This window comes from Serratia sp. SM04, assembly GCF_040280225.1.
Classification (GTDB): domain Bacteria; phylum Pseudomonadota; class Gammaproteobacteria; order Enterobacterales; family Enterobacteriaceae; genus Serratia; species Serratia sarumanii.
The window spans coordinates 248972-263991 of the sequence record NZ_JBEOQT010000002.1 but is presented as its reverse complement, the minus strand read 5'-3'; the positions used below and the strand labels follow the sequence as shown (position 1 = coordinate 263991).

14 protein-coding genes are annotated in these 15020 nt (G+C 62.3%); 9 read left to right on the top strand and 5 right to left on the bottom strand.

What is annotated here, in order from left to right; genetic code table 11:
- The first annotated feature begins 312 nt into the window (after nt 1–312).
- On the top strand, nt 313–1905 hold the full coding sequence (locus tag ABTW55_RS04190; RefSeq protein WP_033637709.1) for an ABC-F family ATPase: 1593 nt from the start codon (nt 313–315) through the stop codon (nt 1903–1905).
- 51 nt (nt 1906–1956) lie between these two features.
- Here the strand turns inward: ABTW55_RS04190 and moeB are convergent, their stop codons facing one another.
- Complete coding sequence (gene moeB, locus ABTW55_RS04185) at nt 1957–2712, bottom strand: molybdopterin-synthase adenylyltransferase MoeB (RefSeq protein WP_060419907.1); 756 nt, start codon at nt 2710–2712, stop codon at nt 1957–1959.
- A gap of 2 nt (nt 2713–2714) precedes the next feature.
- On the bottom strand, nt 2715–3953 hold the full coding sequence (moeA, locus tag ABTW55_RS04180) for a molybdopterin molybdotransferase MoeA (protein WP_060419904.1): 1239 nt from the start codon (nt 3951–3953) through the stop codon (nt 2715–2717).
- Between the two features lie 157 nt (nt 3954–4110).
- Here moeA and ABTW55_RS04175 point away from each other — a divergent pair, with 157 nt between their 5' ends.
- The 8 genes from ABTW55_RS04175 to ABTW55_RS04140 all read left to right on the top strand — a co-directional run bounded on the left by ABTW55_RS04175 (nt 4111) and on the right by ABTW55_RS04140 (nt 11968).
- Nucleotides 4111–4647, top strand: coding sequence for a DUF924 family protein (locus tag ABTW55_RS04175; RefSeq protein ID WP_033646798.1), 537 nt, complete (start codon nt 4111–4113; stop codon nt 4645–4647).
- A 357-nt stretch (nt 4648–5004) separates the two neighbouring features.
- Entirely contained in the window at nt 5005–5961 is a 957-nt protein-coding gene (locus tag ABTW55_RS04170) for an isoaspartyl peptidase/L-asparaginase family protein (RefSeq protein ID WP_033654974.1), read from the top strand.
- 19 nt (nt 5962–5980) lie between these two features.
- Nucleotides 5981–7858: a dipeptide ABC transporter ATP-binding protein gene (locus ABTW55_RS04165; RefSeq protein ID WP_060425328.1), complete on the top strand. Its 1878-nt coding sequence runs from the start codon at nt 5981–5983 to the stop codon at nt 7856–7858.
- A 23-nt stretch (nt 7859–7881) separates the two neighbouring features.
- Entirely contained in the window at nt 7882–9417 is a 1536-nt protein-coding gene (gsiB, locus tag ABTW55_RS04160) for a glutathione ABC transporter substrate-binding protein GsiB (RefSeq protein ID WP_033654972.1), read from the top strand.
- Nucleotides 9418–9469: 52 nt separating this feature from the next.
- On the top strand, nt 9470–10390 hold the full coding sequence (gsiC, locus tag ABTW55_RS04155) for a glutathione ABC transporter permease GsiC (RefSeq protein WP_038880960.1): 921 nt from the start codon (nt 9470–9472) through the stop codon (nt 10388–10390).
- A 9-nt stretch (nt 10391–10399) separates the two neighbouring features.
- On the top strand, nt 10400–11308 hold the full coding sequence (gene gsiD, locus ABTW55_RS04150; RefSeq protein ID WP_171887866.1) for a glutathione ABC transporter permease GsiD: 909 nt from the start codon (nt 10400–10402) through the stop codon (nt 11306–11308).
- Nucleotides 11309–11414: 106 nt separating this feature from the next.
- Nucleotides 11415–11651, top strand: coding sequence for a type II toxin-antitoxin system CcdA family antitoxin (locus ABTW55_RS04145; RefSeq protein ID WP_029988820.1), 237 nt, complete (start codon nt 11415–11417; stop codon nt 11649–11651).
- 2 nt (nt 11652–11653) lie between these two features.
- Nucleotides 11654–11968 carry a CcdB family protein gene (locus ABTW55_RS04140; protein WP_019454426.1) on the top strand — a complete coding sequence of 105 codons (315 nt, stop codon included), beginning with the start codon at nt 11654–11656 and terminating at the stop codon, nt 11966–11968.
- Nucleotides 11969–12007: 39 nt separating this feature from the next.
- Here the strand turns inward: ABTW55_RS04140 and fghA are convergent, their stop codons facing one another.
- Genes fghA through ABTW55_RS04125 form a run of 3 tightly spaced genes read right to left on the bottom strand, consistent with a single transcriptional unit; the run spans nt 12008 to nt 14940 of the window.
- Complete coding sequence (gene fghA, locus ABTW55_RS04135) at nt 12008–12850, bottom strand: S-formylglutathione hydrolase (protein ID WP_015377214.1); 843 nt, start codon at nt 12848–12850, stop codon at nt 12008–12010.
- Between the two features lie 14 nt (nt 12851–12864).
- A complete protein-coding gene (locus ABTW55_RS04130; protein ID WP_033637718.1) occupies nt 12865–13989 on the bottom strand; it encodes an S-(hydroxymethyl)glutathione dehydrogenase/class III alcohol dehydrogenase in 1125 nt (374 codons plus the stop codon).
- 30 nt (nt 13990–14019) lie between these two features.
- Nucleotides 14020–14940, bottom strand: coding sequence for a LysR family transcriptional regulator (locus ABTW55_RS04125; protein ID WP_033654969.1), 921 nt, complete (start codon nt 14938–14940; stop codon nt 14020–14022).
- Nucleotides 14941–15020 lie beyond the last annotated feature (80 nt).

Here is a 15020-nt window from a genome sequence, read left to right as displayed (position 1 = left end):
AAACTAGAATTAAATAGAGACGTGTTGGCTGTATTAATGATTTTCATAAGGTGAATAGATACGATTTATTCGTGTCTGGGGAGAATAAATGTCATTTTTAAGTTTAATTAATATATTTGGCGAATTGGTTTCAAATATTGTACGGCTTGCTGCGTGAAATCTCGCCGTGAATTTTATCGGTGTTATTTAACCCAGCTATGACTCATCCGTCGTCACCGCTCAAAATGTCACCAAAACTTCCCGCGATCTCTTAACCCCGTTGTGGCATAATGCGCGCCAAATCACATTCCCTATGTATAAAGAGCGAGCGCTGTGTTAAGCACCAACAACATCACCATGCAGTTCGGCAGCAAGCCGTTGTTTGAAAACATCTCTGTTAAATTCGGCGGCGGCAACCGTTATGGCCTGATCGGCGCCAACGGCTGCGGCAAGTCCACCTTTATGAAAATCCTCGGCGGCGATTTGGCGCCGACCGGCGGCAACGTGTTCCTCGATCCGAACGAGCGCCTGGGTAAACTGCGTCAGGATCAGTTCGCCTTCGAACAATACAGCGTGCTGGACACCGTGATCATGGGCCACACCGAGCTGTGGGCGGTGAAGGAAGAGCGCGACCGCATCTACGCCATGGCGGAGATGAGCGAAGAAGACGGCTATAAAGTGGCCGATCTGGAAGTCGCCTACGGCGAGATGGACGGTTACACCGCCGAAGCGCGCGCCGGCGAACTGCTGCTTGGCGTCGGCATTCCGGTGGAACAGCACTATGGCCCGATGAGCGAAATCGCGCCGGGCTGGAAGCTGCGCGTGTTGCTGGCGCAGGCGCTGTTCTCCGATCCGGAAATCCTGCTGCTCGACGAACCGACCAACAACCTGGACATTGATACCATTCGCTGGCTGGAGCAGGTGCTGAACGAACGCAACAGCACCATGATCATCATCTCGCACGACCGTCACTTCCTGAACATGGTCTGCACCCACATGGCGGATCTGGACTACGGCGAACTGCGCGTTTATCCGGGCAACTACGACGAATACATGACCGCCGCCACCCAGGCGCGTGAACGTCTGCTGGCCGACAACGCCAAGAAGAAGGCGCAGATCAACGAGCTGCAATCGTTCGTCAGCCGTTTCAGCGCCAACGCCTCCAAATCCAAGCAGGCCACCTCGCGCGCCCGCCAGATCGACAAGATCCAGTTGGAAGAAGTGAAGGCCTCCAGCCGCCAGAACCCGTTCATCCGTTTCGATCAGGACAAGAAGCTGTTCCGTAACGCGCTGGAAGTGGAAGCGCTCACCAAGGGCTTCGACAACGGCCCGCTGTTCAGCAAGCTGAACCTGATGGTGGAAGTGGGTGAGAAGGTTGCGGTGCTGGGTGCCAACGGCATCGGTAAAACCACCCTGCTGAAAACGCTGGTGGGCGACGCGCAGCCGGACAGCGGCACCGTGAAGTGGTCGGAAAACGCCCGTATCGGTTACTACGCGCAGGATCACGAATACGAGTTTGACGATACCCTGACCGTGTTCGACTGGATGAGCCAGTGGAAGCAGGAAAAAGACGATGAGCAGGCGGTGCGCAGCGTGCTGGGCCGTTTACTGTTCAGCCAGGACGACATCAAGAAGAAAGTGAAGGTGCTGTCCGGCGGTGAGAAGGGCCGCATGTTGTTCGGCAAGCTGATGATGCAGCGCCCGAATATTCTGGTGATGGACGAACCGACCAACCACCTGGATATGGAATCCATCGAATCGCTGAACATGGCGCTGGAGATGTACGAAGGCACGCTGATCTTCGTCTCCCACGACCGTGAGTTCGTCAGCTCGCTGGCGACGCGCATTCTGGAAATCACTCCGAACAAGGTGATCGACTTTACCGGCAACTACGAAGACTATCTGCGCAGCCAGGGCATCGTCTAACCCTCGCGGCAACGCATCAGGGCGGGAATTATCCCGCCCTTTTTTTATTCGTCATTCCCCGCCGCACACCGCGCAGTGCGGATCCTTCGGCAGTTTCATCTCGCGGAACTGCATGCTCATCGCATCGAACATCAACAGCTTGCCGCGCAGCGGCTGACCATAGTCGGCCAGCAGCTTGATGGCTTCCATCGCCTGCAGGGTGCCGATAGTGCCGACCAGCGGCGCCATCACGCCCGCTTCGACGCAGGTGAGGGCGCTGTCGCCGAACAGCCGGCTCAGGCAGCGGTAGCAGGGCTCGCCCGGCTGATAGGTGAACACGCTGAGCTGGCCTTCCATGCGGATCGCCGCGCCGGAAACCAGCGGCCTCTGCTGCGCGTGGCACAGGCGGTTCAGGGCATCGCGCGCCGCCACGTTGTCGGTGCAGTCCAGCACCAGATCGCAGGCGGCGATCTCTGCCGCGACCGCGTCATCTTCCAAACGGCAGTCGATCGCGTCGATGCGGATATGCGGGTTGATGGCGCTCAGTTCCCGCTTGGCGGAAGCGACCTTACTCTGGCCGATGCGATCGTCGCGGTGCAGGATCTGGCGCTGCAGGTTGGAGAGCGAGACGGTGTCGAAATCCACCAGCACCAGATGGCCGACGCCGGCCGCTGCCAGATATGGCGCAGCGGCGCAGCCCAGCCCGCCCAGCCCGGCGATCAGCACGCGGGCGGCCTTCAGCTTCTCCTGGCCGTCGAAGTCAAAGCCGCGCAGCACGATCTGGCGGTTGTAGCGCAGCGCTTCGGCGTCGGTCAATTCCGGCAGCATGCTCAGCTCCTCAGCAGGGCGTTGAACGGCTCTATCTCCACCGTTTCGCCTACCGCCACCGAACCGCGTTCGCGCTCCAGCACGATGAAACAGTTGCCCTGGCTGTAGGAGCTGAAGACGTGCGAGCCCTGGTGGCCGGTGGTGCTGACCTCCAGTTCGCCCGCGGCGTTGCTGCTGAACACGCCGCGCTGAAAATCGAGGCGGCCCGGCGATTTCTTCAACGGGGTCAGCGCCCGTGCGCGCAGGCGCGGCGGCAGGCGCCAGTCGCTGTGGCCGGCCAGCTTCGCCAGCAGCGGTTGCACCAGTTGGTAGAAGGTCAGGGCGGCGGAAACCGGGTTGCCCGGCAGGCCGCAGAACCAGGCGTGGCCCAGTTTGCCGAAGGCGAAGGGTTTGCCGGGTTTGATCGCCAGCTTCCAGAAGCTGACCTGGCCCAGTTCGTCGAGCATTTGTTTGGTGTAGTCGGCTTCGCCGACCGAAACGCCGCCGCTGCTGATGACCACGTCGGCCTGGCTGTCTGCCTGTGTGAAGGCGTCGCGCAGCGCATCGCGATCGTCGCGGATAATGCCGAGATCGAGCACCTCGCAGCCCATCTGCTCCAGCATCAGGCGCACCGCGAAGCGGTTGGTGTCGTAGATTTGGCCCGCCTGCAGCGGCTGGCCGACCGGCTGCAGTTCGTCGCCGGTGGAGAACACCGCCACCTTCAGCTTACGCATCACCTGCACCTCGGCGACGCCAAGCGAAGCCAGCAGCGGCAGCTGCGCGGCGTCCAGCTTCACGCCGGCCGGCAACACGCTCGCGCCGCGGCGAATGTCTTCACCCGCCAGACGGATATTCTGTCCGGCTTCAACCGGCGCGGTAAAACACACGCCCTGGTCGCTCACCTCGGCCTGCTCCTGCATCACTACCGCGTCCGCCCCGGCCGGGATCGGCGCGCCGGTCATGATGCGCACGCAGCTGTTGGCCGGCCATTGGCCGTCGAACGGCGCGCCGGCGAAGGCCTTACCGGCGACCGGCAGCGGCGCATTGGCCGCCAGATCGGCGAGGCGCAGCGCATAGCCGTCCATCGCCGAGTTGGCGAACGGCGGCACGTCGAGCGGTGAGACCACCGGCGCGGCGGTGATGCGGCCGGCGGCGGCGGTCAGCGCGATGGATTCGGTCTGCTGCAGCGGGGCGATCTGCCCGAGCATTTTTTCCAGCGCTTGCTCCAGGGAAATGAGATCGGAAGTATGGCAATGATCCATAAAGGGAACTCCGTAATCAGGGTGCGCTAAAATAGCGACAAAGTGCGGGTATTATGGCAGAGAACGCCGGGGGGGAGAACGGGTTATGCCCGCCATCTTTCGCACTGCGGCGCTGGGACGATCGGGTATAAACTGCGTAAAACAGAGGAGAATCATGATGCATAAACAGGTTATCGACTTCTGGTTCGACGAGATCGAACCGATCATGTGGTTCAAAAAGGACGACGATTTCGATCGTCTGCTGCACAGCCGTTTCGGCGAAATCTGGCGCGCGGCGGCGGCGGGGGAGTTGGCGCACTGGCGCGACACCATCGAGGGGCGGCTGGCGGAGGTGATCGTGCTCGATCAGTTCAGCCGCAACCTGTTCCGCGGCACACCGCAGTCGTTCGCCTGCGACGGCATGGCGTTGATCCTGGCGCAGGAGGCGATCCGCAGCGGCGAGTGCGAACGGCTGAGCCGCGAGCAGCGCGGTTTCCTTTATCTGCCGTTCATGCATTCGGAATCGCCGCTAATCCACCAGCAGGCGCTGGTGCTGTACACCGAGCTCAATAACGGCGACCAGCTGGAGTTCGAGCTTCGGCACAAGGCGATCATCGATCGTTTCGGCCGCTACCCGCATCGCAATGCGATATTGGGGCGCACCAGCACGCCGGAAGAAGAGGCTTTTTTACAGCAGCCCGGATCGGGTTTTTAATCTCGGATCATCTGCGCCCGGCCGGGGAAAAAACAGCAGGCCGGGCGCCGCAATAAGCGTTATTCAGCGCGAACGTTTATTTCCTTACGCCATGCCGCTATTTCCGCACGCGGAATTACCAATAATCTTGGCCGTACGATCGGCGGTTTACGGCTTTTTATAACCTGCTGTTTTTATTCCAATAAGCTATTTCAAGGTGCGAAACGGTCTAAGCGGACTACGCTAAAAGCGGGACGTGGACGTTATGCTGTACTTCCACTGTAGGACTAAATAGAGTCGAAAAAGACTGAATAATAATGATACCGCGCTCAGCTTATTCGCTGCGCAACGGCGGGATTAACACAGGGTGTCAGGCAAATGAGCAAACCAGTGATTGCCATTCATGGCGGCGCGGGCGCAATTACCCGGGCGGCGCTGAGTGCGGAAAAAGAACGGCAGTATATCCAGGCGCTGTCCGAGATCGTGACCGCCGGGCAGGCGATACTGGCCCAGGGCGGCAGCGCGCTGGACGCGGTGACCGAAGCGGTGCGGTTGCTCGAAGAGTGCCCGCTGTTCAACGCCGGCAAAGGCTCGGTGTTTACCCATCAGGGCACTCACGAACTGGACGCCTGCGTGATGGACGGCCGCACCTGCGATGCCGGCGCCGTCGCCGGCGTCAGCCGCATCCGCAACCCGGTGCTGGCGGCGCGCGCGGTGCTGGAAAACAGCGAACACGTGCTGTTTGCCGCCGAAGGCGCCGAGAAGTTTGCCGCCGCCCACGGCCTGGAAATGGTTACCCCTGACTTCTTCTTTACCCAAGAACGTTTCGATCAGCTGCACCGCGCCCAGGCGGAGCAGGGCCGGGTATTGCTCGATCACGACGGCGCGGCGCAGGCCGGCGATCCGCTCGATCCCGATCGCAAATTCGGCACCGTCGGCGCGGTGGCGCTGGATGCGCTGGGCAACCTCGCCGCCGCCACTTCGACCGGCGGCATGACCAACAAGCAGGCCGGGCGGGTAGGCGACACGCCGATTATCGGCGCCGGCTGCTATGCCAACAATGCCACCGTGGCGGTTTCCAGCACCGGCACCGGCGAAATCTTCATGCGCGGCGTGGCGGCCTATGATGTTTCCGCCCTGATCGAATACGGCGATCTGAGCCTGCAGGCGGCCAGCGATCGGGTGGTGATGGAGAAGCTGCCGGCCCTCGGTGGCAGCGGCGGCATGATCGCCGTCGATCGCCACGGCAATATCGCGCTGCCGTTCAACTGCGAGGGGATGTATCGCGGTTTTGGCTATGTCGGCGATGCGCCGTCCGTCGGGATTTACCGCTAAGCGTTCACCGGGAGGGTGCATGACCGACGTTTTACTTCGACCCGCCGCCAGCGGCGGGCCGTCATTGCCGCCGCAGCGGGTGCTGACGGTGCGCGATCTGAGCATCAGCTTTCCTCAACCGGACGGCGCCGTAGAAGCGGTGCGCAACCTGTCGTTCGATCTCGATCGCGGCGAGACGCTGGCGATCGTCGGTGAGTCCGGCTCCGGCAAATCGGTCACTTCGCTGGGGCTAATGCGGTTGGTGGAGCAGGGCGGCGGGCGCATCGTCAGCGGCGCCATGACGCTGCGCCGGCGCGACGGCGCGCTGCTCGATCTGGCGCAGGCCTCGCAGAGCACGCTGCGCACGGTGCGCGGCGCCGACATGGCGATGATCTTCCAGGAGCCGATGACTTCGCTCAACCCGGTATTTCCGGTCGGCGAGCAGATCGCCGAATCGCTGCGCCTGCATCAGGGCATGGATCACCGCAGCGCGCGCCAGGAGGCGCTGCGCATGCTCGATCTGGTGCGTATTCCGGAGGCCAAAGAGGTGCTGGGGCGCTACCCGCACCAGCTTTCCGGCGGCATGCGCCAGCGGGTGATGATCGCCATGGCGCTCTCCTGCAAGCCGGCGCTGCTGATCGCCGATGAGCCCACCACCGCCCTCGACGTCACCATTCAGGCGCAGATCCTGCAGCTGATCCGCGTGCTGCAACGGGAGATGCAGATGGGGGTGATCTTCATTACTCACGACATGGGCGTGGTGGCGGAGATAGCCGACCGGGTGCTGGTGATGCGCCGCGGCGAGCAGGTGGAACAAAATCGGGTGCGCGAGCTGTTCGCCGCGCCGCAGCAGGCCTATACCCGGGCGCTGTTGGCGGCGGTGCCGAAGCTGGGGGCGATGGCCGATCGGCCGCTGCCGGCGAAGTTTCCGTTGCCGGGCGGCGAGGGGGATACGGCGCCGCAGGATACCGTGCCGCCAGACGCCGCGCCGATCCTGCAGGTGGAGCATCTGGTTACGCGCTTTGATCTGCGCGGCGGGTTGTTCAATCGGGTCACTCGCCGGGTGCACGCGGTGGAAAACGTCAGTTTCGATCTTTACCCCGGCGAGACACTGGGGCTGGTGGGCGAGTCCGGCTGCGGCAAGTCCACCACCGGGCGCTCTTTGCTGAAGCTGGTGGACAGCCAGAGCGGCACCATCACCTTCGCCGGGCGGCGGATAGATCAGTTGAAGGGGCCGGCCCTGCAGCACCTGCGGCGCGATATTCAGTTCATTTTTCAGGATCCATACGCTTCGCTTGATCCGCGTCTGACGGTCGGTTTTTCCATCATGGAGCCGCTGCTGGTGCACAACGTGATGCGCGGCCGCGAGGCGGAGCAACGGGTGGCCTGGCTGCTGGAGCGCGTCGGCCTGCTGCCGGAGCATGCGCGCCGCTACCCGCACGAATTTTCCGGCGGCCAGCGCCAGCGCATCTGCATCGCGCGCGCGCTGGCGCTGAACCCGAAAGTGGTGATCGCCGACGAGGCGGTGTCGGCGCTGGACGTGTCGATTCAGGCGCAGATCGTTAATCTGCTGCTCGATCTGCAGCGCGAGTTCGGTATCGCTTTTCTGTTCATTTCACACGACATGGCGGTGGTGGAGCGCATCAGCCACCGGGTGGCGGTGATGTACCTCGGGCAGATCGTCGAGATTGGCCCGCGGCAGGCGGTGTTCGACAATCCGCAGCACCCCTACACCCGCAAGCTGATGGCGGCGGTGCCGGTGGCCGATCCCGCTCATGCCCACAAACGGCAGCCGCTGCCGGCCGATGAGATCCCGAGCCCAGTGCGCGCGCTGGGCGATGAACCCGTTACCGCACCGCTGGTGCAGGTTGGCGCCGGGCACTTTGTCGCCCGCCACCCGATCGCCGGTGCTTTTTAAAGACCTCAGGAGAGACAAGCGACATGAAGCACACATTCAAACGCAATGCGCTGTTGGCCGCCGTACTGCTGGCGGCGGGAACCGGCCCGGTCTGGGCGGCGAAGGACGCGGTGATCGCCGTGGCCTCCAATTTCACCACCCTCGATCCTTACGACGCCAACGACACGCTGTCGCAGGCGGTGGCCAAATCTTTCTATCAGGGGCTGTTCGGCTTCGATAAGGACATGAAGCTGGTGAACGTGCTGGCGGACAGCTATGAGGTCAGCAAAGACGGCCTGACCTACACGGTCAAACTGCGCCAGGGGATTAAATTCCACGACGGCACCGCGTTCAACGCCGAGGCGGTGAAGATCAACCTCGATCGCGCCAGCAACCCGGACAGCCACCTCAAGCGCTACAACCTGTTCAAGATGATCGACAAAACCGAGGCGGTGGATGCCAATACGGTGAAGATCGTGCTGAAGGCGCCGTTCTCGGCGTTCGTCAACAATCTGGCGCATCCGGCGGCGGCGATCATCTCGCCGGCGGCGCTGAAGCAATACGGCAAGGAGATCGGTTTCCACCCGGTCGGCACCGGCCCGTATCAGTTCGTGACCTGGAACCAGACCGATTTCGTCAAGGTGAAGAAGTTCGAAGGCTACTGGCAGCCGGGGCTGCCGAAGCTCGACAGCATCACCTGGCGCCCGGTGGTGGATAACAACACCCGCGCGGCGATGCTGCAGACCGGCGAGGCGACCTTCGCCTTCCCGATCCCCTACGAGCAGGCCAAGGTGCTGGAGGGCAACGCCAAGCTGGATGTGGTGGCCGCGCCGTCGATCCTGCAGCGTTACATCAGCATGAACGTCACCCAAAAGCCGTTCGACAACCCGAAGGTGCGTCAGGCGCTGAACTACGCCATCAATAAGGACGCGCTGATCAAGGTGGCGTTCGCCGGTTACGCGGTGCCGGCGGAAGGCCCGGTGCCGCCGGCGATCGACTTCGCCGCCCGCTATAAGCCGTGGCCGTACGATCCGGCCAAGGCGCGCGAGCTGCTGAAAGAGGCCGGCTACCCGAACGGCTTCACCACCACGCTATGGTCTTCCCACAACCACAGCACCGCGCAGAAGGTGCTGCAGTTCACCCAGCAGCAGCTGGCGCAGGTGGGGGTGAAAGTGACGGTGACGGCGATGGATGCCGGGCAGCGTGCGGCGCAGGTGGAGAGCGTCGGGGTGAAGGACACCGGCGTGCGGCTGTTCTACACCGGCTGGTCGGCCTCGACCGGGGAAGCGGACTGGGCGCTGTCGCCGCTGTTCTCTACCCAGGCGGCGCCGCCGAAGCAGTTTAACACCGCGTTCTACAGCAATCCGCAGGTGGACAAGGATCTGACCGACGCGCTGGCGACCACCGATCGCGCCGAGAAGCAGAAACTGTATCAGGACGCGCAGGATCGCATCTGGGCCGACGCGCCCTGGATCTTCCTGGCGACTGAACGTCTGTTGTCGGCCAACAGCAAGCAGCTGAGCGGCTTCTACGTGATGCCGGATACCTCGTTCAACTTTGATAACGCCGATCTGAAATAAGGCGCCCATCCCCGCCCGTGGCCAAGCGGCGGCGGGCGGGGGAAGGAATGAGATGCTCAATTATTTTCTGAAACGACTGCTGGGCCTGATCCCGACTCTGCTGATCGTGGCGGTGCTGGTGTTTCTGTTCGTTCACCTGCTGCCGGGCGATCCGGCGCGGCTGGCGGCGGGGCCGGAGGCCGACGAGGCGGTGGTGCAGCTGGTGCGCAAGGATTTGGGGCTGGATAAGCCGCTGCCGCAGCAGTTCGCGCACTTCTTCGTCAACGCGCTGCGGGGCGACTTCGGCATCTCGATGGTGTCCAAACGCCCGGTGAGCGAAGAGATCGCCTCGCGCTTTATGCCGACCTTCTGGCTGACCGTCACCAGCATGCTGTGGGCGGTGGCGTTCGGCCTGGCGATCGGCGTGGTGTCGGCGGTGTGGCGCAACCGCTGGCCGGATCGCCTCGGCATGACGCTGGCGGTGTCGGGGATCTCGTTCCCGGCCTTTGCGCTCGGCATGCTGCTGATGCAGGTGTTCTCGGTCGAGCTGGGGTGGCTGCCGACGGTGGGCGCCGACAGCTGGCGGCACTACATTCTGCCTTCGATCACCCTGGGGGCGGCGGTGGCGGCGGTGATGGCGCGCTTCACCCGCGCTTCGTTCGTCGAGGTGCTGCAGGAGGACTACATGCGCACCGCGCGCGCCAAGGGCGTGCGGGAAAGCGTGGTGGTGATGAAACACGGCCTGCGCAACGCGATGATCCCGGTGGTGACCATGATGGGGTTGCAGTTCGGCTTCCTGCTCGGCGGTTCGATCGTGGTGGAGAAGGTGTTCAACTGGCCGGGGTTGGGGCGGTTGCTGGTGGACTCGGTGGAGATGCGCGATTACCCGGTGATCCAGGCTGAGGTGCTGCTGTTCTCGCTGGAGTTCATTCTGATCAACCTGCTGGTGGATATGCTGTACGCGGCGATCAACCCGGCGATTCGTTATCAATGAGGACGCGGCATGATTAAGCATTGGCGGCGCAACGCCGCACTGAAGGCGATGCCGCTTATCGACTCCAACGCGGTACGCACGCCGTGGAGCGAGTTTTGGCGGCGTTTTCGTCGCCAGCGGGCGGCGCTGGTCGCCGGCCTGTTGGTGCTGCTGCTGATTGCGGCGGCGCTGCTGGCGCCTTATCTGGCACCGTTCGATGCGGAAAACTATTTCGATTACGATCGGCTGAACGAGGGGCCTTCGCTGATGCACTGGCTGGGCGTGGATTCTCTCGGGCGCGATATCTTCAGCCGCATCCTGATGGGCACGCGCATTTCGCTGGCGGCCGGGGTGTTCTCGGTGCTGGCGGGCGGGGCGATCGGCACCCTGCTGGGGCTGCTGGCCGGCTACTATGAGGGCTGGTGGGATCGCCTCACCATGCGCGTCTGCGACGTGCTGTTCGCGTTTCCCGGTATTCTGCTGGCGATCGGCGTGGTGGCGATCATGGGCAGCGGCATGGCCAACGTGATCGTCGCGGTGGCGATCTTCAGCATTCCGGCCTTCGCCCGCCTGGTGCGCGGCAATACGCTGGTGCTGAAGCACCTGACCTATATCGAATCGGCGCGCAGCATCGGCGCCTCGGACTGGACCATCATCCTGCGGCACATTCTGCCGGGCACCCTGTCTTCGATCGTGGTCTATTTTACCCTGCGCATCGGCACCTCGATCATCACCGCCGCCAGCCTGTCGTTTCTGGGCCTGGGCGCCCAGCCGCCGACGCCGGAGTGGGGGGCGATGCTCAACGAAGCGCGCGCCGATATGGTGATCGCGCCGCACGTGGCGATCTTCCCCAGTCTGGCGATATTCATTACCGTGCTGGCGTTCAACCTGTTGGGCGACGGATTGCGCGACGCGCTGGATCCTAAGCTGAAGGGGTGATGCTTTAACGTATGGCGCATATTTGAACGGGCTCAAATGACGTCTCAATGCTACTATCGTTCAATAAACCGTGTTGTTTGCACGAAAATGAGTGAGAGAGGTGCCGATGCCAGTAAAACAACGAACGACGCAAAGTGTGACCATGACGCTGGAACGCAGTTTGTTGAGCCGTGCGCGTGAGGCGGGGATTAATCTCAGCGCGACGCTAACTGCTGCTTTAGATGCTGAGTTACGTCAGCATGAGAGGATAAAATGGCAGGAAGAAAACCGAGAGGCGCTTGAAGCGCTTAACCGATTTAATGATGAGCATGGTTGCTTTAGCGACGAATACAGGACGTTTTAGCGATGCAATTTACGGTGTATGCGAATAGGGGGAACAGCGCGGTTTATCCCCTGCTGCTTGATGTGACGAGCGATATCATTGGGCAATTAAATCGTCGAGTTGTGATCCCTTTGTTGCCCGTTGAAAAATACCCGGGGAGTACGCGACCGGAACGCTTGATCCCGTTGATCAGATTGATTGATGACAACGAGTACGCCGTGATGACATATGAAATGGCCAGCATCCCGGTTCGGGCTTTGGGGGCCGAGTTTTGTGATGTTTCCCAGTATCGGACCAGGATAAAAGCCGCCATCGACTTTCTTCTTGACGGTATTTGAAGAAATCCGGGCGCTTTAATAACCGCCCGGATTTTTTTATCAGCGGAACAGGTGCTCGGCGTGGAAGCGCAGGTGATCTTCCACGAAGGTGGCGATGGTGAAGTAGCTGTGATCGTACCCCGGCTGAATGCGCAGCGTCAGCGGCCAGTCGCGCTGGCGCGCCAGCTCCGCCAACCGCGCCGGCTGCAGCTGGTCGGCCAGGAACTGGTCGTCGTCGCCCTGGTCGATAAGGACCGGCATTTTTTCCGCGCCGCTGGCCAGCAGATGGCAGCTGTCGTACTGCAGCCACTGGCTTTCGTCGCTGCCCAGATAGGCGGTGAACGCCTTACGGCCCCACGGCACCTGGCACGGGTTAACGATCGGCGCGAACGCCGATACCGAGCGGAAGCGCTGCGGATTGCGAAACGCCATCATCAGCGCGCCGTGGCCGCCCATCGAGTGGCCGAAGATCGACTGACGATCGCTGACGCTGAAGTGCTGTTCGATCAGCGCCGGCAGTTCGGCGCTGATGTAGTCGTACATGCGGAAATGGCGATCCCACGGCGCCTGGGTGGCGTTCAGGTAGAACCCGGCGCCCTGGCCCAGATCGTAGCCTTCGTCGTTCGGCACTTCGTCGCCACGCGGGCTGGTGTCCGGCATCACCAGCACCAGGCCCAGCTCGGCGGCGATGCGCTGCGCGCCGGCTTTCAACGTGAAGTTCTCGTCGTTGCAGGTCAGCCCCGACAGCCAGTACAGCACCGGCGGCGGGTTGTCATCGCGCGGCGGCGGCAGGTAGATGCTGAATGTCATGTTGCAATTCAGGCTCTGCGCCGCGTGGCGATAGCGCTGCTGCCAGCCGCCGAACATGCGGTGCTCTTCGAGAAGTTCCAATGACAACGTCATCTCTGCCTCCTGGCTTATTGGTCGAAGTGGATGACGGAACGGATCGATTTGCCTTCGTGCATCAAATCGAACGCTTCGTTGATCTGCTCCAGCCCCATGGTATGGGTGATAAAGTCGTTCAGCGCGAATTCACCGTCCAGATAGCGTTCGACGATGCCCGGCAGCTGCGAACGGCCCTTGACGCCGCCGAACGCCGAACCGCGCCAGACGCGGCCGGTGACCAGCTGGAACGGACGGGTCGAGATCTCTTCGCCAGCGCCCGCGACACCGATGATCACCGATTCGCCCCAGCCCTTGTGGCAGCACTCCAGCGCGGAACGCATCACGTTGACGTTGCCGATGCACTCGAAGGAGAAGTCGACGCCGCCGTCGGTCAGCTCGACGATCACGTCCTGAATCGGCTTGTCATAGTCTTTCGGGTTGATCAGATCGGTAGCGCCCAGTTTGCGCGCCAGATCGAACTTGCTGGTGTTGATGTCGATGCCGATGATGCGGCCCGCGCCGGCCATCTGCGCGCCGATGATCGCCGACAGGCCGATGCCGCCCAGGCCGAAGATTGCCACGGTGTCGCCCGGCTGCACTTTGGCGGTGTTCATCACCGCGCCCATGCCGGTGGTCACGCCGCAGCCCAGCAGGCACACTTCTTCCAGCGGCGCTTCCTTGTTGATTTTCGCCAGTGAGATTTCCGGCACCACGGTGTACTCGGAGAAGGTGGACGTGCCCATGTAGTGGAAGATCGGCTTGCCGTCCTTGAAGAAGCGGGTGGTGCCGTCCGGCATCAGCCCTTTGCCCTGGGTGGCGCGGATCGCCTGGCACAGGTTGGTCTTGCCGGATTTACAGAATTTGCACTCGCCGCACTCCGGGGTGTAGAGCGGGATCACGTGATCGCCGACCGCCACGCTGGTGACGCCTTCACCGACCGCTTCCACCACGCCGCCGCCCTCGTGGCCGAGGATCGCCGGGAACACGCCTTCCGGATCTTTGCCGGACAGGGTGTAGGCATCGGTGTGACAAACGCCGGTGGCGACGATCCGCACCAACACTTCGCCTTTTTGCGGTGGCATCAGCTCGACTTCTTCGATCTTCAGCGGCTGGTTCGGGCCCCAGGCAACGGCGGCGCGGGTTTTGATCATCTCCATCATAGTCTCCTCAGTGGTTTTCTTTTTAAATCAGGCGATATCGACAACGTCTGATAAATCGTTGGGGGTGCTTTCATCAACAGCGGCGGTTTCCGTCTGTTCAATAATCAACTCTTTCAGCGCGCGCACGTTCGGCCCGAACGCGTCGCGGCGCCACAGCAACCAGGTGGCGGTGTCGGCCACGTCCGGCGGCAGGGGGTGAACCCGGACCCGCTCATGGCCCGGCAGCAGGCTCAGTACCGAATGCGGGATCATCGCCAGCCCGGCGCCGCTGGCGACGCAGGCCAGCATGGCGTGATAGGACTGGATCTCCATAATTTGCCCCGGCCGCGCGCCTTCGCGCTTGAACCAGGCCTCCAGCCGCAGGCGGTAGGAGCAGCTGGCGCGAAAGGCGAACAGCGTCTCGCCATTGGCGTCTTTGGCGCTGTGGATCGGCGCGTGATCGAGACAGGAGATCACCACCATATGTTCAGGATAGGCGATGCAGCCGTTCAGCTCGTCATAGGGTACCGGGCCGTCGACCAGCGCCGCGGCCAGCGTGCCGGCGCGCACCCGATCGGCGATTTCGCCGGAGGTGCCGGTGGTCAGCGACAGCGAAACCTGCGAGAAGCGCTGGTGGTAAGCCGCCAGCAGCGAGGGCAGGCGGGTAGCGGCGGTGCTCTCCATCGAGCCGAGGGCGAAGTTGCCCGCCGGTTCGCCGGCGTGGGTGATGCTCATCGCCTCGTCGCTCAGCGCCAGGATGCGGTTGGCGTAGCATAGAAAGTTATGGCCCATCGGCGACAGGCGCAGGCGCTGTTTTTCGCGGATAAACAGATCGGCGCCCAGCTCCTGCTCGAGCTGGCGCAGCCGGGTGGTCAGATTCGACGGCACGCGGTGCAGCTGCTCGGCGGCGCGGGCGACCGAGCCGGTTTCCGCTACGCAGCAGAACATGCGAAGCTGGGTCAGATCCATAATATTCTCGTTTCGTGATGAACTTGATAACTATTATTCAGTTTTTGTGAGTTTAATACTGCGGCATGATACTGGCAACT

What these genes read in the sequence shown, in the direction of transcription:
- moeA (WP_060419904.1), bottom strand. Translation starts at nt 3,953, where the DNA reads ATGGATCATTGCCATACTTCCGATCTCATTTCCCTGGAGCAAGCGCTG.
- ABTW55_RS04175 (WP_033646798.1), top strand. Translation starts at nt 4,111, where the DNA reads ATGCATAAACAGGTTATCGACTTCTGGTTCGACGAGATCGAACCGATC.
- gsiC (WP_038880960.1), top strand. Translation starts at nt 9,470, where the DNA reads ATGCTCAATTATTTTCTGAAACGACTGCTGGGCCTGATCCCGACTCTG.
- ABTW55_RS04130 (WP_033637718.1), bottom strand. Translation starts at nt 13,989, where the DNA reads ATGGAGATGATCAAAACCCGCGCCGCCGTTGCCTGGGGCCCGAACCAG.
- ABTW55_RS04145 (WP_029988820.1), top strand. Translation starts at nt 11,415, where the DNA reads ATGCCAGTAAAACAACGAACGACGCAAAGTGTGACCATGACGCTGGAA.
- ABTW55_RS04165 (WP_060425328.1), top strand. Translation starts at nt 5,981, where the DNA reads ATGACCGACGTTTTACTTCGACCCGCCGCCAGCGGCGGGCCGTCATTG.
- fghA (WP_015377214.1), bottom strand. Translation starts at nt 12,850, where the DNA reads ATGACGTTGTCATTGGAACTTCTCGAAGAGCACCGCATGTTCGGCGGC.
- gsiB (WP_033654972.1), top strand. Translation starts at nt 7,882, where the DNA reads ATGAAGCACACATTCAAACGCAATGCGCTGTTGGCCGCCGTACTGCTG.
- ABTW55_RS04140 (WP_019454426.1), top strand. Translation starts at nt 11,654, where the DNA reads ATGCAATTTACGGTGTATGCGAATAGGGGGAACAGCGCGGTTTATCCC.
- ABTW55_RS04125 (WP_033654969.1), bottom strand. Translation starts at nt 14,940, where the DNA reads ATGGATCTGACCCAGCTTCGCATGTTCTGCTGCGTAGCGGAAACCGGC.
- gsiD (WP_171887866.1), top strand. Translation starts at nt 10,400, where the DNA reads ATGATTAAGCATTGGCGGCGCAACGCCGCACTGAAGGCGATGCCGCTT.
- moeB (WP_060419907.1), bottom strand. Translation starts at nt 2,712, where the DNA reads ATGCTGCCGGAATTGACCGACGCCGAAGCGCTGCGCTACAACCGCCAG.
- ABTW55_RS04170 (WP_033654974.1), top strand. Translation starts at nt 5,005, where the DNA reads ATGAGCAAACCAGTGATTGCCATTCATGGCGGCGCGGGCGCAATTACC.